Origin of the sequence: Vibrio sp. 1CM24A (assembly GCF_023161725.1) — a bacterium.
GTDB lineage: Bacteria > Pseudomonadota > Gammaproteobacteria > Enterobacterales > Vibrionaceae > Vibrio > Vibrio coralliirubri.
The window spans coordinates 296,676-310,397 of the sequence record NZ_JALNTS010000002.1 but is presented as its reverse complement, the minus strand read 5'-3'; the positions used below and the strand labels follow the sequence as shown (position 1 = coordinate 310,397).

Below are 13,722 nucleotides of genomic sequence, written 5' to 3'. Positions count from 1 at the left end.
CATTGGTTAGGTTGTCTGTGTCGCTGTCGCCGCTGTCGCTCGACGCCACCAGATCGATGGTCGGTTTGCTGATATCGGTATCAACCTCGTAACCACCGTCTTTGTTGTCACCGCTTGCCTCTGTCGTCGCCGTGAACGGGTTGCCCGCTTCATCGGTGCCACTCACGCTCGCCACGATGGTGCTGTCCGCATCCGCAACTAACTCGCTGCCCGGTACATTGATGCTGTAAGTGCCATCCGCTTTCACCGTGCCTGTGTAATCGGTTGAGTTGCCGTTCACCGTCAACGTCACGGTATCACCAGGTTTGGCGTCACCACCCACGGTACCCGTAATGGTCACGTCACCAGCCGCTTCCGCTGCGTTCACGATGTCGTCGCCTGCGATATCATCATCGATTGTGATGGTCGCCGCCGCTTCGGTATCGATGATGACTTCAAGCTCGGTCGACGTCGCGCTATTGCCCGCATCGTCCGTCACTTTTACGCTCAAGTCGTAAGTGCCATCCGCCAGGTCGGCGCTCGGCGTGAAGCTCCAAGTGCCGTCTTGCTCTTCGGTCAGCGTGCCTTCTAGGGCAACGCCGTCTTTGAGCACCACGATGCCCGCTGCCACCACATCGTCATCGATGTTGCCCAGCGAGAACGTCGGCGTCTTGTCATTGGTTAGGTTGTCTGTGTCGCTGTCGCCGCTGTCGCTCGACGCCACCAGATCGATGGTCGGTTTGCTGATATCGATGTCTAAATCATACGCTCTAGAAATCGAACTACTAAATTCATTCCCAACCCAATCTTGTCCGGTGACAGTAGCTGTCACTGAATTATCAGCTACAAGATCACTACCCTGAACATCTACACTCCATGTTTTATCACTTTGGACAACTGTCAGATAAGTCACACCATTTACTACGACTGATACCTGGTCACCAGTATCCGCATCTCTTCCAACAGAACCTTTAACTGACACGGTACTTTCGCTTTCACTTTGATTGATAACGTTGTCGTCAGTAATGGATTCAATGACGATCGTTCCTCTAGCAGTTAAATCAACTAGATAGAACTCTGTGGAAGTAGCCGAGCCAACATTTCCAGCTTCATTTACTACATCTACCTTCGCGTCGACGATATTATCGCTATCGGAGTGTAGGTCAGACCCATTGACGTCAATGCTATATGTCCCGTCGATTACTTGACCTGTATACTCAACGTCATTGATGGTCAGTGTTACTGTTCCAGAAACGTAATCCTCACCAGTAATAGAACCTGTAATCGTAACTGTCCCTTGAGCTTCAGTTGCGTTAATCACCGAGTCTTCAGTAATCGGATCAATATCTATGTTTACATTAACCGGAGTCGAGTCATAAATATGAGTAGAAGTTCCTGAGCTTGAAACACTATTTCCTGCGCTATCGGTTGAGCTAACAGAAACAGTGAACTCGGTGTCTTCTGCTAGGTCCTCACCATTAACACTTAGCTCCCATGTGCCATTCTCTTTTACAACACTAGTATATGTCGTTCCATTAATAACAGCAGTTACGACGTCATTAGGTTGTATGTCTCCATCGGCAGCAGTACCTGTAACAAAAATTGTTTGCTCTTTTTCAGTCTCAGTAACAACATCATCTGATGTAATACTATCTACGCTCACATTTCCTGATTCTGCTTGCGTATCAAGAGTGAACGTCAGCGTTGAGCTGCCTGAGGTATTTCCCGCTGCGTCGGTTTGACGAACGGTAATCGTGTTATCACCTTCAACGGGTACTGGTGCAGTCGTCGTCCAGTTGCCATCAACAAAGTATTCAACCGTCGCGCCATCTTCTGTACCGCCGACAGTAAAGCTGCCGTCGTTGGTTAAGAAGTCATCCGCCGCTGAGCCTGAATCCGTATCAAGTGTCAAGGCTGGTGCATCGGGTGCTGTAGTATCAAGCGTGAACGTCAGCTCGCTGCTGCCTGAAGTATTACCAGCTGCATCGGTTTGACGAACGGTAATCGTGTTGTCACCTTCCGTTGGTACTGGAGCCGTTGTCGTCCAGCTTCCGTCAACAAGGTATTCGACTGTCGCGCCATCTTCTGTACCGCCGACAGTAAAGCTGCCGTCGTTGGTTAAGAAGTCATCCGCCGCTGAGCCTGAATCCGTATCAAGTGTCAAGGCTGGTGCATCGGGTGCTGTGGTATCAAGCGTGAACGTCAGCTCGCTGCTGCCTGAAGTATTACCAGCTGCATCGGTTTGACGAATGGTAATCGTGTTGTCACCTTCCGTTGGTACTGGAGCCGTTGTCGTCCAGCTTCCGTCAACAAGGTATTCGACTGTCGTGCCATCTTCTGTACCGCCGACTGTGAAGCTGCCCTCGTTGGTTAAGAAGTCATCCGCCGCTGAGCCTGAGTCCGTATTAAGTGTCAGTGTTAGCGCATCTGGAGCTGTTGTGTCACCGATGGTCTCGCTGTCAGTGCCTTGGCTACCAGATTGCTCAATCGAGCGGAAAGCATCTAGCAGACTCAAGCTCTGAGTTCGAGACATACCTAGTGCTTCAAAACCTGTAGTCACAAACTCTGTACCAGGGATGGTTTCTTCGCCATCTCGCTCGATGGTTCCGCTAGCACTTAAACTAGAGCCATTTTGACCAGCAGCGGTAGCGAACTCTTCACCTAACTCTGTAGGGTCTTGGCCTTCTTCTAACGCGGCAAAGATATTTGCGATATCTTGGTCTAGTTCAACTTCACCATCTTCAGATGAGAAGCGTTTGATAGATACCTGAGGTTCATTGGTTCCGTCCTGGGATTCAAGAATGACATCCCCTGCTTGTAGTGGCACGCCTTCTTCCAAGACTTTAATCGTACCATCTACCGAGATAACAATGCGCTGGCCAAGTGCTAATGCACCACCCAAATTCAATGTTGTCATGTCCATATAAACCCCTAAAAAAGCATTTCTTGTCTTTAACGTCAAAATAGTGACATTATATTTATAATATTAGTTAGAATATAACATCTAAACTCATATAATTCCTAGTTATGTATCGAGCATTTAACATACTGAGTGACAAGGTAATGACGGTGATCACATCACACAATAATCTAAGTGCTCACATTCACAATATAAGTTATTGTGTTTGCGAAAAATAATTGAGTTAAAAATACAAGATTGAAGCGCTTAAAATCATCATAAAACGCACACCAATCGGTTAACATTTTCACAACCATTTACGAGCGCCAATTTAGCGATCGTGGTTTTTTTGGCGGTTCATCTAAATTTTGCATATAACGGCACAAATTCAATACTTAGATGTGAGCTTATTTTAGGGAGACGCAAATTGAATAGGCTTCAAATAACAACATTGGGGTTAGCTATAAGTATTAGCTTACCGACAACAGCACAAACCTTAGAGCAAGCCGTTGCGTTTACTTTAGAAAGCAACCCTGAAATCAAAAGTGCTTATAACGAATATATCAGTAAGCGTTATCTTAACGACGCTTCTAGCGGTGCTTATCGACCAAGTATAGACTTAGATGGTGGGATTGGTTATGAACATACTGATCTTGCAACCAACCAAGACACCACCGATCTGACTAGAAAAGAAGCAACGATCACCTTGACCCAGTTAATATGGGATGGTGCTAATACATCCAATGATATCGACCGTACTGCTGCTGATGCAGAGTCTGTGCGCTATCAATTACTGTCTAATGCGCAAGATATCGCATTAGAAGTGACTAAAGTTTACCTCGATGCAGTCAAAGCATACGAAGTACTTTCACTTTCTGAAAACAACCTAGCGACGCACAAAGAGATATATAACGACATTCGTAAGCGCGTGGAATCAGGTATTGGTTCAACCGCAGATATGTCACAAGTTGAAGCTCGTATTGCGAAAGCGCACGGGAATTTGCTAGCTGCTCAAAACAACCTTTTTGATACACATACACAGTTTAAAAGACTTGTTGGTCAATCTCCGTTAGGGTTAACCTTCCCCCGCGCAGATGTGGGCGCGATTCCTTATACCGTTGATGGTGCGTTAGCAAAAGCGTTTAACCAGCATCCAGTCATCAAGATTGCACAAGCCGATGTTGACTCAGCCAAATTCCAATACAAACAATCCAAAAGCACCAACTACCCGACTGTTTCTTTTGAAGCTGCCCAAACTTGGCGCGATGATGCCGGTGGCACTCCTGGAAGCAGTGACGAGTTTTCTGCGATGGTTCGTTTAAGATACAACCTTTACAACGGTGGTTCGGATCAAGACCGTGCAGAGAGTGCAGCTTACCAACTCAACAAAGCCAAAGACCTTCGCGAAAGTACTTACCGCAATGTAGAAGAGAGTCTGCGTCTTTCATGGAGCGCACTTGATTTAACGGTTCAGCAAAAAGAGTTTCTATCTGACCACGTAGACTCGGCATCAGACACGGTAATCTCATATGAGAAACAATACCGCATCGGTAAACGTACCCTTCTCGACTTGCTTAACACCGAGAATGAATTATTCGAAGCTCGTAAAGGCTATTTAGATGCTAAGTATGACGAGCAATACGCAAAATATCGCGTAATGAACGCAACTGGTAACCTACTCATCGGTTTACGAGTTGAGATCCCAGAAGAATGGAATGAAAAGGTGGAATATTAATGAAGCTTACCAACACAGTATTATCGCTTTGCTTCATGGTTGTATCTGCCAATGCTTTAGCTGAAAACAGCGAGGACGAATTTGAATATCGCGCTCTTCCGCCTGTTACTCAAATTTACGATCTTCAAGATGATGACAATGACGGTGTAATCAACGCGCGAGATTTATGTCCCGATACACAAATTGGTGCCGAGATCGATAACGACGGTTGTGGATCATATTTCGAGTCATCGGAAAAGAAAGAGCTGCATATACTCTTCGCTAATAATTCCACGGAAATAAACCCTGTCTTTCTAGGGCAGATACGCCAAATGGCTGCGTTTTTGAAGCGCTATGAGAGCACAAGCATTGAATTGCAAGGTTATGCCAGTAAAGTTGGTAACGCGGCACACAACCTAAAGCTTTCGAAGGAACGTGCCTCGCATGTAAGGCGTGCGCTAATCAGCAACGGTATTCAGCCATCTAGAGTCAACATCGTCGGTCACGGTGATTCTGAATTCAGCAGCGATGACACTCAAATCAATCACGCACTGCATCGAAAAGTTGTTGCTTCGGTTGTTGGATTTAAGGGTAATATCAAAGAAGAATGGCACATCTTCACCAAAATTAAAAAGTAGGCGTACCCTGCTTTTACCATACTGAAACGTTATCTTTAGTTAACGTTTCAGTATGGTGATAATTCCTTGAATAGCATATACCTAAGCCGTCTATAATGTTAATCTTGCCACGTTATCAACATAGAGAATTAATCCATGAGCAAACTAACAGCTGATACTCAAGCAAATCTAGAACTTTTCGTTTCTGAAACACAAGAAACTAAACTGGTATGGGGCCTTCGCAACGAAGAAGGTTGGCTAGCATGTGACTCAAGTGAATTCGAAAACAGCGAAGTGATGCCATTCTGGTCTTCAAAAGAAGATGCTCAAACTCACAACGTTGAAGAGTGGGCTGACTTCGAAGTATTAGAAATTCCACTAGATATCTTTGTAGAAGATTGGTTACTGACTCTTGCTGAAGACGGCGTTCTTGTTGGTACTAACTGGAATGCAACATTAGAAGGCAAAGAGCTTGAGCCTTCTGACCTAGCGAAATTATACATCTAATTTCCGATATCGGTCGCGCGAATCGTGCGACCGATATACCTCTGATTAGTATCAATAAATTAGAGACCTACCTCGCATAACCTCGTAGCCGCACCATTCAAAATTTGAAGCAACATCAAACTAATAATAGAATATCGTTCTTTATCTGATTGATCGTCTCTTGTGAATCACTTCGTTTTTGTTACCTTTCTACTATTCACTAGCTTTTGTTCTTATAGCCAAGTATCAACATCAGATCGTGACCACAATTCACCGGTCTATACCTCCAATTTAAGCTCGACTCCAAATGCTGATTGGAACTCGCTTTATCTCTCTACTTTAAACCACTCTCCTGAGCGCGCATTAAACATGCTGCAAACACGCTACATCGGGTCAACGGTTTACGGAGATAAGCTTTACCTTGCGTCTCTTCTGTATCAATACATGAGCCACCGAGATCAGCCGTTCTACGGAATAGCTTCAAACGACAGCGACTACCAAGCGATAGAAACAACGTTTATTTCTGCTCTGATGAAAGACGGCAAAGGCCAATATGAACAAGCACAACAAGGCTTTCTAACACTTTTGGCGAAAATGCAATCTCGTGGTGATTTAACTGGTAAAGCCTTACTAAAGTACCAGCTATGCCGATCGCTTAACGAGCAAGCTAAATACCATCAAGCGAACTATTACTGCTCTGCCCTTGAGTCAGATTTACATGACATCACTGACCCTGTATTACCAAAATTCGGGACTTATCGAGTCATCGCGAACAATCACCATTTCCGCAGTGACTATCAAGCAGCACTAGATACCTACCTATCACTAATAAATGTGTTTCCACAAGGACATGATATTTCAGGGGTTTACAACGATGTGGGTAACTTGCTCAAAGAATTAAAGCAATATGAAAAATCGGCGGAGTATCTAGAGCAAGCTCTCATTCTCAGAGCAAACGCTTCAGATTTAATGAAAGCACAAGTTCATCACAGCCTTGCGGATCTCTACCTTAACCAAGAGCAAAGTGACCTAGCAATTCACCACTTTCAGGCAGCAAAAACACTGCTGAGCTCATCTTCGCATAGCTACGGTATCGCACTCACAAGTCTTGGCTTGGGAAAAGCATACACTCAAACGAAAGACTATGATGTGGCGAGAGGCTACCTAATCGAGTCTCTTTCAGCTTCGAGCGAACTGAGCAATGATGTCATTCGCATCAATGCTTACTTGGCGATCAGCGATATGTTTGAAGAACAGAAACTGCCAACGGAAGCGCTCAACTATGCTCAACAAGCGCTAGAAATAGCAGAACAAGTCACAAGGCATAAATACATCGCGCAATCACTTCTGCAACTTTCTGATATTCATCAATCACTCGGCGATTACCAACAAGCTTTCTATTTCTACCAGCGATACTCGTCAATACAAATGGAAGCTAGAGACATCGACAATCGACTCGCACTCGAAGCGCTCGGCCTGACGCACGCCAAATATGAGCAGGAACTGGAAAGCTCTTTCCTGACACACCAGGCGAAGCTCGACCGCGTTCAAATTGAAAGAATGGAACATCAAAGATGGATGTACAACATCGTTGTTATTCTGTTGCTTTGTGCTGCAAGCTTTACGGTATTGGTAAACAAGACGGTTCGCGCAAAAGCCGCAATTGATGGCTTAACGAAAGCATATAGCCGAACTGAGATAATTCGAAGAATCAAAAGAGTGAAACGCTGTAAAGGGACGGACAAACAGCATGTACTCGTGCTGCTCGATCTAGATAAGTTTAAGAAGATTAATGATGAGCATGGGCACCCTACTGGCGATCGGGCACTGGTCCATATTAGTGAGAAAATTAGAAAACACTTAGTGAATGGTGAGTTGTTTGGTCGCTTAGGGGGTGAAGAATTTGTCATCATGTTAACCGATACCAAACCAGCAGAGGTACGAGAACGCGTTGAAGAGTTGCACTACGCCATTTCAAGTACTGTCTTCTTATCAGAAAGCAAAAAGTCACTTAATGTGACCGCGAGTTTTGCTTATCTAGCAACCTCAAACGCATTAAGTGACTTTGATGACTTGTATTCAGTGCTTGACCAAGCGCTCTATCAAGCCAAAAGCAACGGTCGAAACTGTATTATTGATGCATATAACGAACCAATTGATTTACCTGAGATTATTTATTCTCAGTCTGCTTGCGAACCAACTCAGCCATAATGCTTTCGCGATCACCTAGGTAATCGTTAAGGCCAACCTTACGCAGTTCACATGCCGGGCAATCGCCACAGCCATCACCAACAATGCCGTTGTAACAAGTCAGTGTTTTGTTTCTAACAAGCTCAAGCGCTGAGTACTGGTCTGCTAGCGCCCATGTCTCAGCCTTGTTTAACCACATTAGCGGTGTTTTGATATCAAGCTGCTTATCCATACCTTGTACAAGTGCAGAGTTCATCGCTTTCACAAAGTCATTACGGCAATCAGGGTAACCAGAAAAGTCTGTTTCACACACACCGGTAATCACGGTTTCAGCACCGATTTGGTAAGCGTAAATACCCGCTAGAGTTAAAAATAGAATATTACGACCAGGAACGAATGAGTTCGGCAGCCCATTCTCTTGCAGCTCATGAGACACAGGAATATCGTCACGAGTCAGAGAGCTGATAGCCAGTTCATTCAACAGAGTCACATCCATCACTTTGTGCGCTTTCACACCAAGCTCTTTCGACAATGACTCCGCAACTTCAATCTCGAGTCTATGGCGCTGACCATAATCAAACGTAATCGCATGAACTTCATCATACTCTTTTAATGCCTGAACAAGACACGTTGTTGAGTCTTGACCACCACTGAATACTACCACTGCTTTTTTCATCTTAAATCCTTACGAGAACCTTCTACTGGCGACTTATCTTGCCCAGTAAAAATACAACCTATGCGATACTCAAATATTTGTGGGTTTGTATTGATAAGCGCCAATTGCGCTCAATGCAGGTATCAATACAAAGCTGAGTAGCGCGGTCTTTTTGACTGATTGGTTGCAGAGCGATAACAGTGTCGCTAGCAACCGCAGCTCGCTCCAATAAACCGTCAAGTTGTTCGATGTCTTTGCTTGTGCCTACTGGATGCTTAATTTCGTTAGCACGTTGCAAGGCGCTATCTATGATTTCCAGTTTCGCTTTCATCGCCACTTTCGGTGACACCGTAACCCAAGTATCCGGTGTGGCTTTAACTTCTGATGTTCCGCTAGTCTCAATCTGACAGCGACAACCGTGCTGCTCAAATGCTTCGGTAAGAGGAACAAGATCATAAATGCATGGCTCACCACCAGTAATCACAATGTGCTTAGCAGTGTAACCTTGCTTGATATATTCATTCACGATTCCTTGAGCATCGCTTGCTGACCAAGTAGGTGAATCTTCTGTCTTAACCATAATATCGCCAAGGCTGGTTTCATCTTCTGGCAACGCTTCCCAGGTCTGCTTGGTATCACACCAAGAACAGCCCACTGGGCAAATTTGCAGACGAACAAAAACAGCGGGAACGCCAGTAAACACGCCCTCACCCTGAATGGTTTCAAACATTTCATTAATCTTGTACAACTTTCCCTCAGCTCAATCATTTGATGAAATTAATCAACCGCAGACCTTAAAGCACTTCCCCCTTTTGGTCAAACAAATGAGTACTGATAAATGAGTTGATCAAAGCCCTAGCCTGAACTTTCAAGTTCCCTTATCCTTTCGCCCATAGATTTCGTTAGCTTTTAATTTTTTAGTAAGGAACAACATGTACAAACTGATTGCTCTTGATATGGATGGCACACTACTCAACAGTGAAAAAGTGATTTCTCAAGAGAACAAAGACGCAATCGCCAAAGCACGAGCTGCAGGCGTGAAAGTGGTTCTCGCTTCTGGTCGCCCTTTAGAAGGTATGCAAAGTAAATTAGATGAACTTTCAATTGACGGCGAAGATGACTTTGTACTCTTCTACAACGGCTCTATGGTTCAGAACGTATCGACAAAAGAGATCATTCACAGTGAGATCAGCAACGGTAAAGCTGCAAAAGAGATTGCTGCCCTCGCTGAACAGCTTGGTGGTTATGTCCATGCTTTCAGCAAGATCCACGGCTTAATCACACCTGAGAACAATGAGTACACTGGTATTGAAGCGCGTATTAATGGCTTAGATATAACCGAATTCGACTTTTCTCAACTAGAAGACGACCACGAAATCATCAAAACTATGATTGTCGCTGAACCAAGCAAGCTGACTGAAATCATCAGCAAGTTGCCACAAGAGCTTAAGACTCAGTTTACTATCGTACAAAGTGCACCATTCTTCTTAGAGTTCCTAAACCCGAAATCAAACAAGGGTGTCGGTATTGAAGCGATAGCGAAACACTTAGGCATTAAAGCGGAAGAAGTCATCTGCATGGGTGATGCTGAAAACGATCACCATATGCTTGAATACGCAGGCCTTGGCATTGCAATGGAAAACGCAATGGAAGAAACCAAGAAACTGGCGGATCACATCACAGCGAGCAACGACGACCATGGTGTCGCAGTCGCGATTGAGAAGTTTATCTTCAACTCATAAACGCTCAACAGGCTCTCATGAGAATTACTTTTTGCTTGTTGCAGAAATAACAAAGGCTGTGCACTGCACAGCCTTTTAAATTCGGTGTTAGTCGAGTCGCTTACTCTCTTTTCCATGGCAGACGAAATGCCACCACACCAAACAGAATCAAGATTGGGAAACGTAACGTTTCAACAATAAATGAAGCAATACCACTGAAAGAGACAAAGCTTCCAGCCCAGCTAATCAGCAGATTTCCCGCTAACAACATCGCCATCACTCCAAGAACGATCTTGAATGAGAACTGACCAACCAAAGGTTTCGAGTCTGTTAACGTCACCAGGCATGCAATCGTCATCAAAATCGCCACCCAGAATGAGAATGTTGGCAGTGGCCATATAACCGTGAGAACAATCGACAGTAAGCACAATGCCCACCAAACACCTTTAGAACTCAATAAAGCACTAATATCAACATCCGGTTTCGCGTCTAATCTCACGATATGCCACGTCGTTAACGCGCCTAATACACCGCCCATTAATACATCACTAAAGAACGCACTGCCTGAATAAGACTTAAATAGCATGATCCACAGCAGGCCAGCGAGCACTATCAGAATAGCTTTTTGCTCCAAGAGGCGCTTTAGTTTCCAAAAGACTAACAAGGTTAAACTAACCCACAAGGCAGCCAATAGACTTGGGAAGCTATACCCACTGCTCATCACCAGTTTCAATGTTGGCAAGTAAGCGTGTGGACGTGGAAAACCAAAACCTTGATGTGCGATCAAAGTAAGCAAAGTAACCGAGATCAAAGTGAAGCCAAACTTCAACGCGAAGTTACGGCCAAAGTACCAAGCAATTAGCGGCAATATCAAAATGAAAACCCACGGCTTCGCCAACAAGTCAGTCAAAAGCACAGTATTCGCAAACACGCTTGGCATCTTATCGAACGCGTTTTGAAGTGACACAATCCAATTTAATTCAACTTGATGGACTTTGGGTGCTGCGCCCACCAGCTCGGTCACATACGTTACCGGTTGATCTGTCGCAGATAAAAACAGCTCGTTAATCTCAGACCACTGTTCTGGATAGCGGTATTGGTGATCTTGCAACTCAGTAGGAGGAAGTAACATCGCTCGGCTGACTTCCACGCCGTAATGAGGCGCAAACCAAATCGGCAGCTCAAAGCCACCTAACTCATTTCGAGCCTTGTAACTGATCACTTCAGAGTCAGAAATACAATCAAACACGACGGCACTGTCGGTATAACCCAGTACATCACCAACCGTTACCGACAAACCCGCCTCTTCCCACGTTTCACGTTGCGCAGCGACGGCTGGCGGCTCACCTGAAACAACAGTGCCTCCCGGTAGAGACAATTGACCTGTGATCAACTCATCAACCAACACGATTTGGTTATCAGCACGTACTACACACAAGGCGCCCGCGATATGATCGGGCAAAGTGTTGTTTGCCCAAGCGGAAGTAGTACTCAAAAGAGACAGTATGAAAACTAATAAATATCTAATAACCAACGAGTTTACCTAAAAAATAATAGAAGAAATTTAAGACTGCTGTTGCAGTTGAACTATTGTAATCAAAGCCGCACAAAATCGCTGTCTACGTTTTGTGCAAAGCCTTCCTCATCCATTGAATGTGAGGTGTGAACCCCATTTTTTGATAGAAGTCCTTGGCAGGTGAGTTAAAGTCCCAAACTTCTACAAAGACTTGTTCAACCCCATAATCATCAAAAGTACTTTCAACTTTGTTAAACAACTTTTCTGCAATCGATTCTTTTCGATAATCAGGCAAGACAAACAGTTCATCGACACTTCCCATCGGCACTGGTTTACTCACCGTTGAGATAAGCTCACAAAAATGCCCAGAGATAAAGCCAACAATGAGCTCACCTTTTAATGCCACATAAACCAAACATTCAGGGTCATCCAAGTATCGTGCAATGCTTTTTTCCTGCTCAATCTCTTCTGCCGTTTTAAAGTGCTCTGGGCTAGCAAGGTGGTGGTGATGGTGGAGATCGAACATTAACTCGTTAAGTTGTTCCAAATCCGCGTGCTTTGCGGCCCTTAAGGTGACATTCATGACTATTGCGCTTCTCAAACCAAATTAATATCTAAACTGAGTCTAGTTTACTTGGCGTGAGTATCTATACAAGTTATTGAATTAATTCATTGTTTGAAGTGTGTATTTTAGATACAAAAACGGCCACATTACGTGGCCATTCTGTTTGAATGATTTTGAATTAAACGAATATCGAAGCTATGGTTTTTGCTCTGGCTTTTGCTGTAGCTTCAGCTTTATGCACCGTTATCTTCTTTCTCTTCTTTGAGATCAGCAAGTTGTTGTTCTAGTTCAATTAGCTTAATTTCCGCCTCTACTTCAGCAACTCGCTTTTCTGCATCGGTGCGATTGTCTTTCGCTAGACCATCAGCAGTAACTTGGGTTCGTTGTGCGTTTCTTGCATCGTCCGTATCTTTCATTGAACCCGCAACGCCACCGGTCACGCCACCTAATGCAGCGCCCTTCACGGCTAAACTCGCATCTCCAGTTAGAGCGCCTGCTGTTGCTCCTAGTAAAGCACCACCTACAGCACCACGATTACGTGCTGCATTCTCATTTTCGTTATCCATTGCTGGTGATGCGCAACCAGAAAGAGTCACAATCAGTGTCGCTAAAAGAAAAGGTTTAGTGAATTTCATAGGAGTCTCGCTTAGTTCTTCGTTTGGAGTAGAGCCATCTTAAGCAGAACCGTTAATGAGATAAATAAAGCCACGTTTAGACGATACATCATGTTCAGCTATGTATTATTCAGCCATCACATAACTGATTAATGATATATAGCTTTGAGCTCGCTTTATCCTCACCAACAAAAAAGGCGACCAATAAGGTCGCCTCAATCGAGCTTTCTCAATAATTCTTGTCTTTCACATATCTCTCTTAGCCTTTAGACCAAAAGTTTTGCATGTTTGCTGCGCTAGGTGGTGGTCTAACACCGCAATCTCGATAATGATTTTTATCGCCTATCCCCAGTATCTTGCCATTTTCGTCATCAATCATCGCGGCAACTTTAACACCGTCTCCCACATGACGAGTCAACACGACAATTTCACCGGCTCTTTCAGACCTTACCGCGCCTAAGATTTGATATTCGTAGCGGCCTTTCCTTGAATTAACGATCATCTTCGAGTTGATCGGGTCGGCTTCATATCCCACACCAATATCAAAAACCGCTTGATAGAGATCGACGCCAGTCTTGGACACACATTTAAATACCTTGGGATGACTCAAAGGTTCTAACAACGCTCTACTCGCTTCATCCTTTGAAATACTGGCACTAGCAGCACCACTGACCAATAAAGCAATCAACAAAAAGTAAGCTCGCATAAAAAGACCTCAATATGTGGGATTCATAATGAGGTCATAGTAAACGCAATGGATAAGCGG

At 44.4% G+C, this 13,722-nt stretch carries 12 protein-coding genes; 5 read left to right on the top strand and 7 right to left on the bottom strand.

Annotation, left to right across the window (positions count from 1 at the left end; all coding sequences use genetic code 11):
* On the bottom strand, window positions 1–2,902 hold a 2,902-nt coding region (locus tag MSG38_RS05260; RefSeq protein WP_248401213.1), incomplete at its 3' end, for an Ig-like domain-containing protein.
* A gap of 445 nt (window positions 2,903–3,347) precedes the next feature.
* On the opposite strand from MSG38_RS05260, the gene MSG38_RS05255 reads away from it, so the two are divergent.
* The 4 genes from MSG38_RS05255 to MSG38_RS05240 all read left to right on the top strand — a co-directional run bounded on the left by MSG38_RS05255 (window position 3,348) and on the right by MSG38_RS05240 (window position 7,906).
* Complete coding sequence (locus MSG38_RS05255) at window positions 3,348–4,613, top strand: TolC family outer membrane protein (RefSeq protein WP_248401472.1); 1,266 nt, start codon at window positions 3,348–3,350, stop codon at window positions 4,611–4,613.
* Window positions 4,613–5,230 (top strand): OmpA family protein, encoded by a 618-nt coding sequence (locus tag MSG38_RS05250; protein ID WP_059020346.1) that lies wholly within the window; start codon window positions 4,613–4,615, stop codon window positions 5,228–5,230. Before MSG38_RS05255 ends, MSG38_RS05250 begins: the two co-directional genes overlap by 1 nt.
* Before the next feature lie 135 nt (window positions 5,231–5,365).
* Window positions 5,366–5,716: a DUF2750 domain-containing protein gene (locus MSG38_RS05245; RefSeq protein WP_017062305.1), complete on the top strand. Its 351-nt coding sequence runs from the start codon at window positions 5,366–5,368 to the stop codon at window positions 5,714–5,716.
* A 162-nt stretch (window positions 5,717–5,878) separates the two neighbouring features.
* A complete protein-coding gene (locus tag MSG38_RS05240; protein WP_248401212.1) occupies window positions 5,879–7,906 on the top strand; it encodes a diguanylate cyclase in 2,028 nt (675 codons plus the stop codon).
* On the opposite strand, the gene queC is transcribed toward MSG38_RS05240, so the two are convergent.
* Entirely contained in the window at window positions 7,866–8,561 is a 696-nt protein-coding gene (gene queC / locus MSG38_RS05235) for a 7-cyano-7-deazaguanine synthase QueC (RefSeq protein ID WP_146489990.1), read from the bottom strand. The genes MSG38_RS05240 and queC overlap by 41 nt on opposite strands.
* Before the next feature lie 58 nt (window positions 8,562–8,619).
* A complete protein-coding gene (gene queE, locus MSG38_RS05230) occupies window positions 8,620–9,288 on the bottom strand; it encodes a 7-carboxy-7-deazaguanine synthase QueE (RefSeq protein ID WP_348983500.1) in 669 nt (222 codons plus the stop codon).
* 184 nt (window positions 9,289–9,472) lie between these two features.
* Here queE and MSG38_RS05225 point away from each other — a divergent pair, with 184 nt between their 5' ends.
* Entirely contained in the window at window positions 9,473–10,282 is an 810-nt protein-coding gene (locus tag MSG38_RS05225; protein ID WP_050648225.1) for a Cof-type HAD-IIB family hydrolase, read from the top strand.
* 100 nt (window positions 10,283–10,382) lie between these two features.
* On the opposite strand, the gene MSG38_RS05220 is transcribed toward MSG38_RS05225, so the two are convergent.
* The 4 genes from MSG38_RS05220 to MSG38_RS05205 form a co-directional block, all read right to left on the bottom strand.
* Window positions 10,383–11,795, bottom strand: a complete 1,413-nt coding sequence (locus MSG38_RS05220; protein WP_248401210.1) for a phosphatase PAP2 family protein — start codon at window positions 11,793–11,795, stop codon at window positions 10,383–10,385.
* Between the two features lie 85 nt (window positions 11,796–11,880).
* On the bottom strand, window positions 11,881–12,360 hold the full coding sequence (locus MSG38_RS05215) for a GNAT family N-acetyltransferase (protein WP_009846623.1): 480 nt from the start codon (window positions 12,358–12,360) through the stop codon (window positions 11,881–11,883).
* 215 nt (window positions 12,361–12,575) lie between these two features.
* Complete coding sequence (locus MSG38_RS05210) at window positions 12,576–12,977, bottom strand: glycine zipper domain-containing protein (RefSeq protein WP_059020357.1); 402 nt, start codon at window positions 12,975–12,977, stop codon at window positions 12,576–12,578.
* A gap of 238 nt (window positions 12,978–13,215) precedes the next feature.
* A complete protein-coding gene (locus tag MSG38_RS05205; RefSeq protein ID WP_048616354.1) occupies window positions 13,216–13,662 on the bottom strand; it encodes a hypothetical protein in 447 nt (148 codons plus the stop codon).
* Between the last annotated feature and the right edge of the window lie 60 nt (window positions 13,663–13,722).

Bases quoted from the DNA above. Each gene is read 5' to 3' on its own strand.
- MSG38_RS05250 (WP_059020346.1), top strand. From the start codon at position 4,613: ATGAAGCTTACCAACACAGTATTATCGCTTTGCTTCATGGTTGTATCT.
- MSG38_RS05245 (WP_017062305.1), top strand. From the start codon at position 5,366: ATGAGCAAACTAACAGCTGATACTCAAGCAAATCTAGAACTTTTCGTT.
- queC (WP_146489990.1), bottom strand. From the start codon at position 8,561: ATGAAAAAAGCAGTGGTAGTATTCAGTGGTGGTCAAGACTCAACAACG.
- MSG38_RS05225 (WP_050648225.1), top strand. From the start codon at position 9,473: ATGTACAAACTGATTGCTCTTGATATGGATGGCACACTACTCAACAGT.
- MSG38_RS05215 (WP_009846623.1), bottom strand. From the start codon at position 12,360: ATGAATGTCACCTTAAGGGCCGCAAAGCACGCGGATTTGGAACAACTT.
- MSG38_RS05210 (WP_059020357.1), bottom strand. From the start codon at position 12,977: ATGAAATTCACTAAACCTTTTCTTTTAGCGACACTGATTGTGACTCTT.
- MSG38_RS05205 (WP_048616354.1), bottom strand. From the start codon at position 13,662: ATGCGAGCTTACTTTTTGTTGATTGCTTTATTGGTCAGTGGTGCTGCT.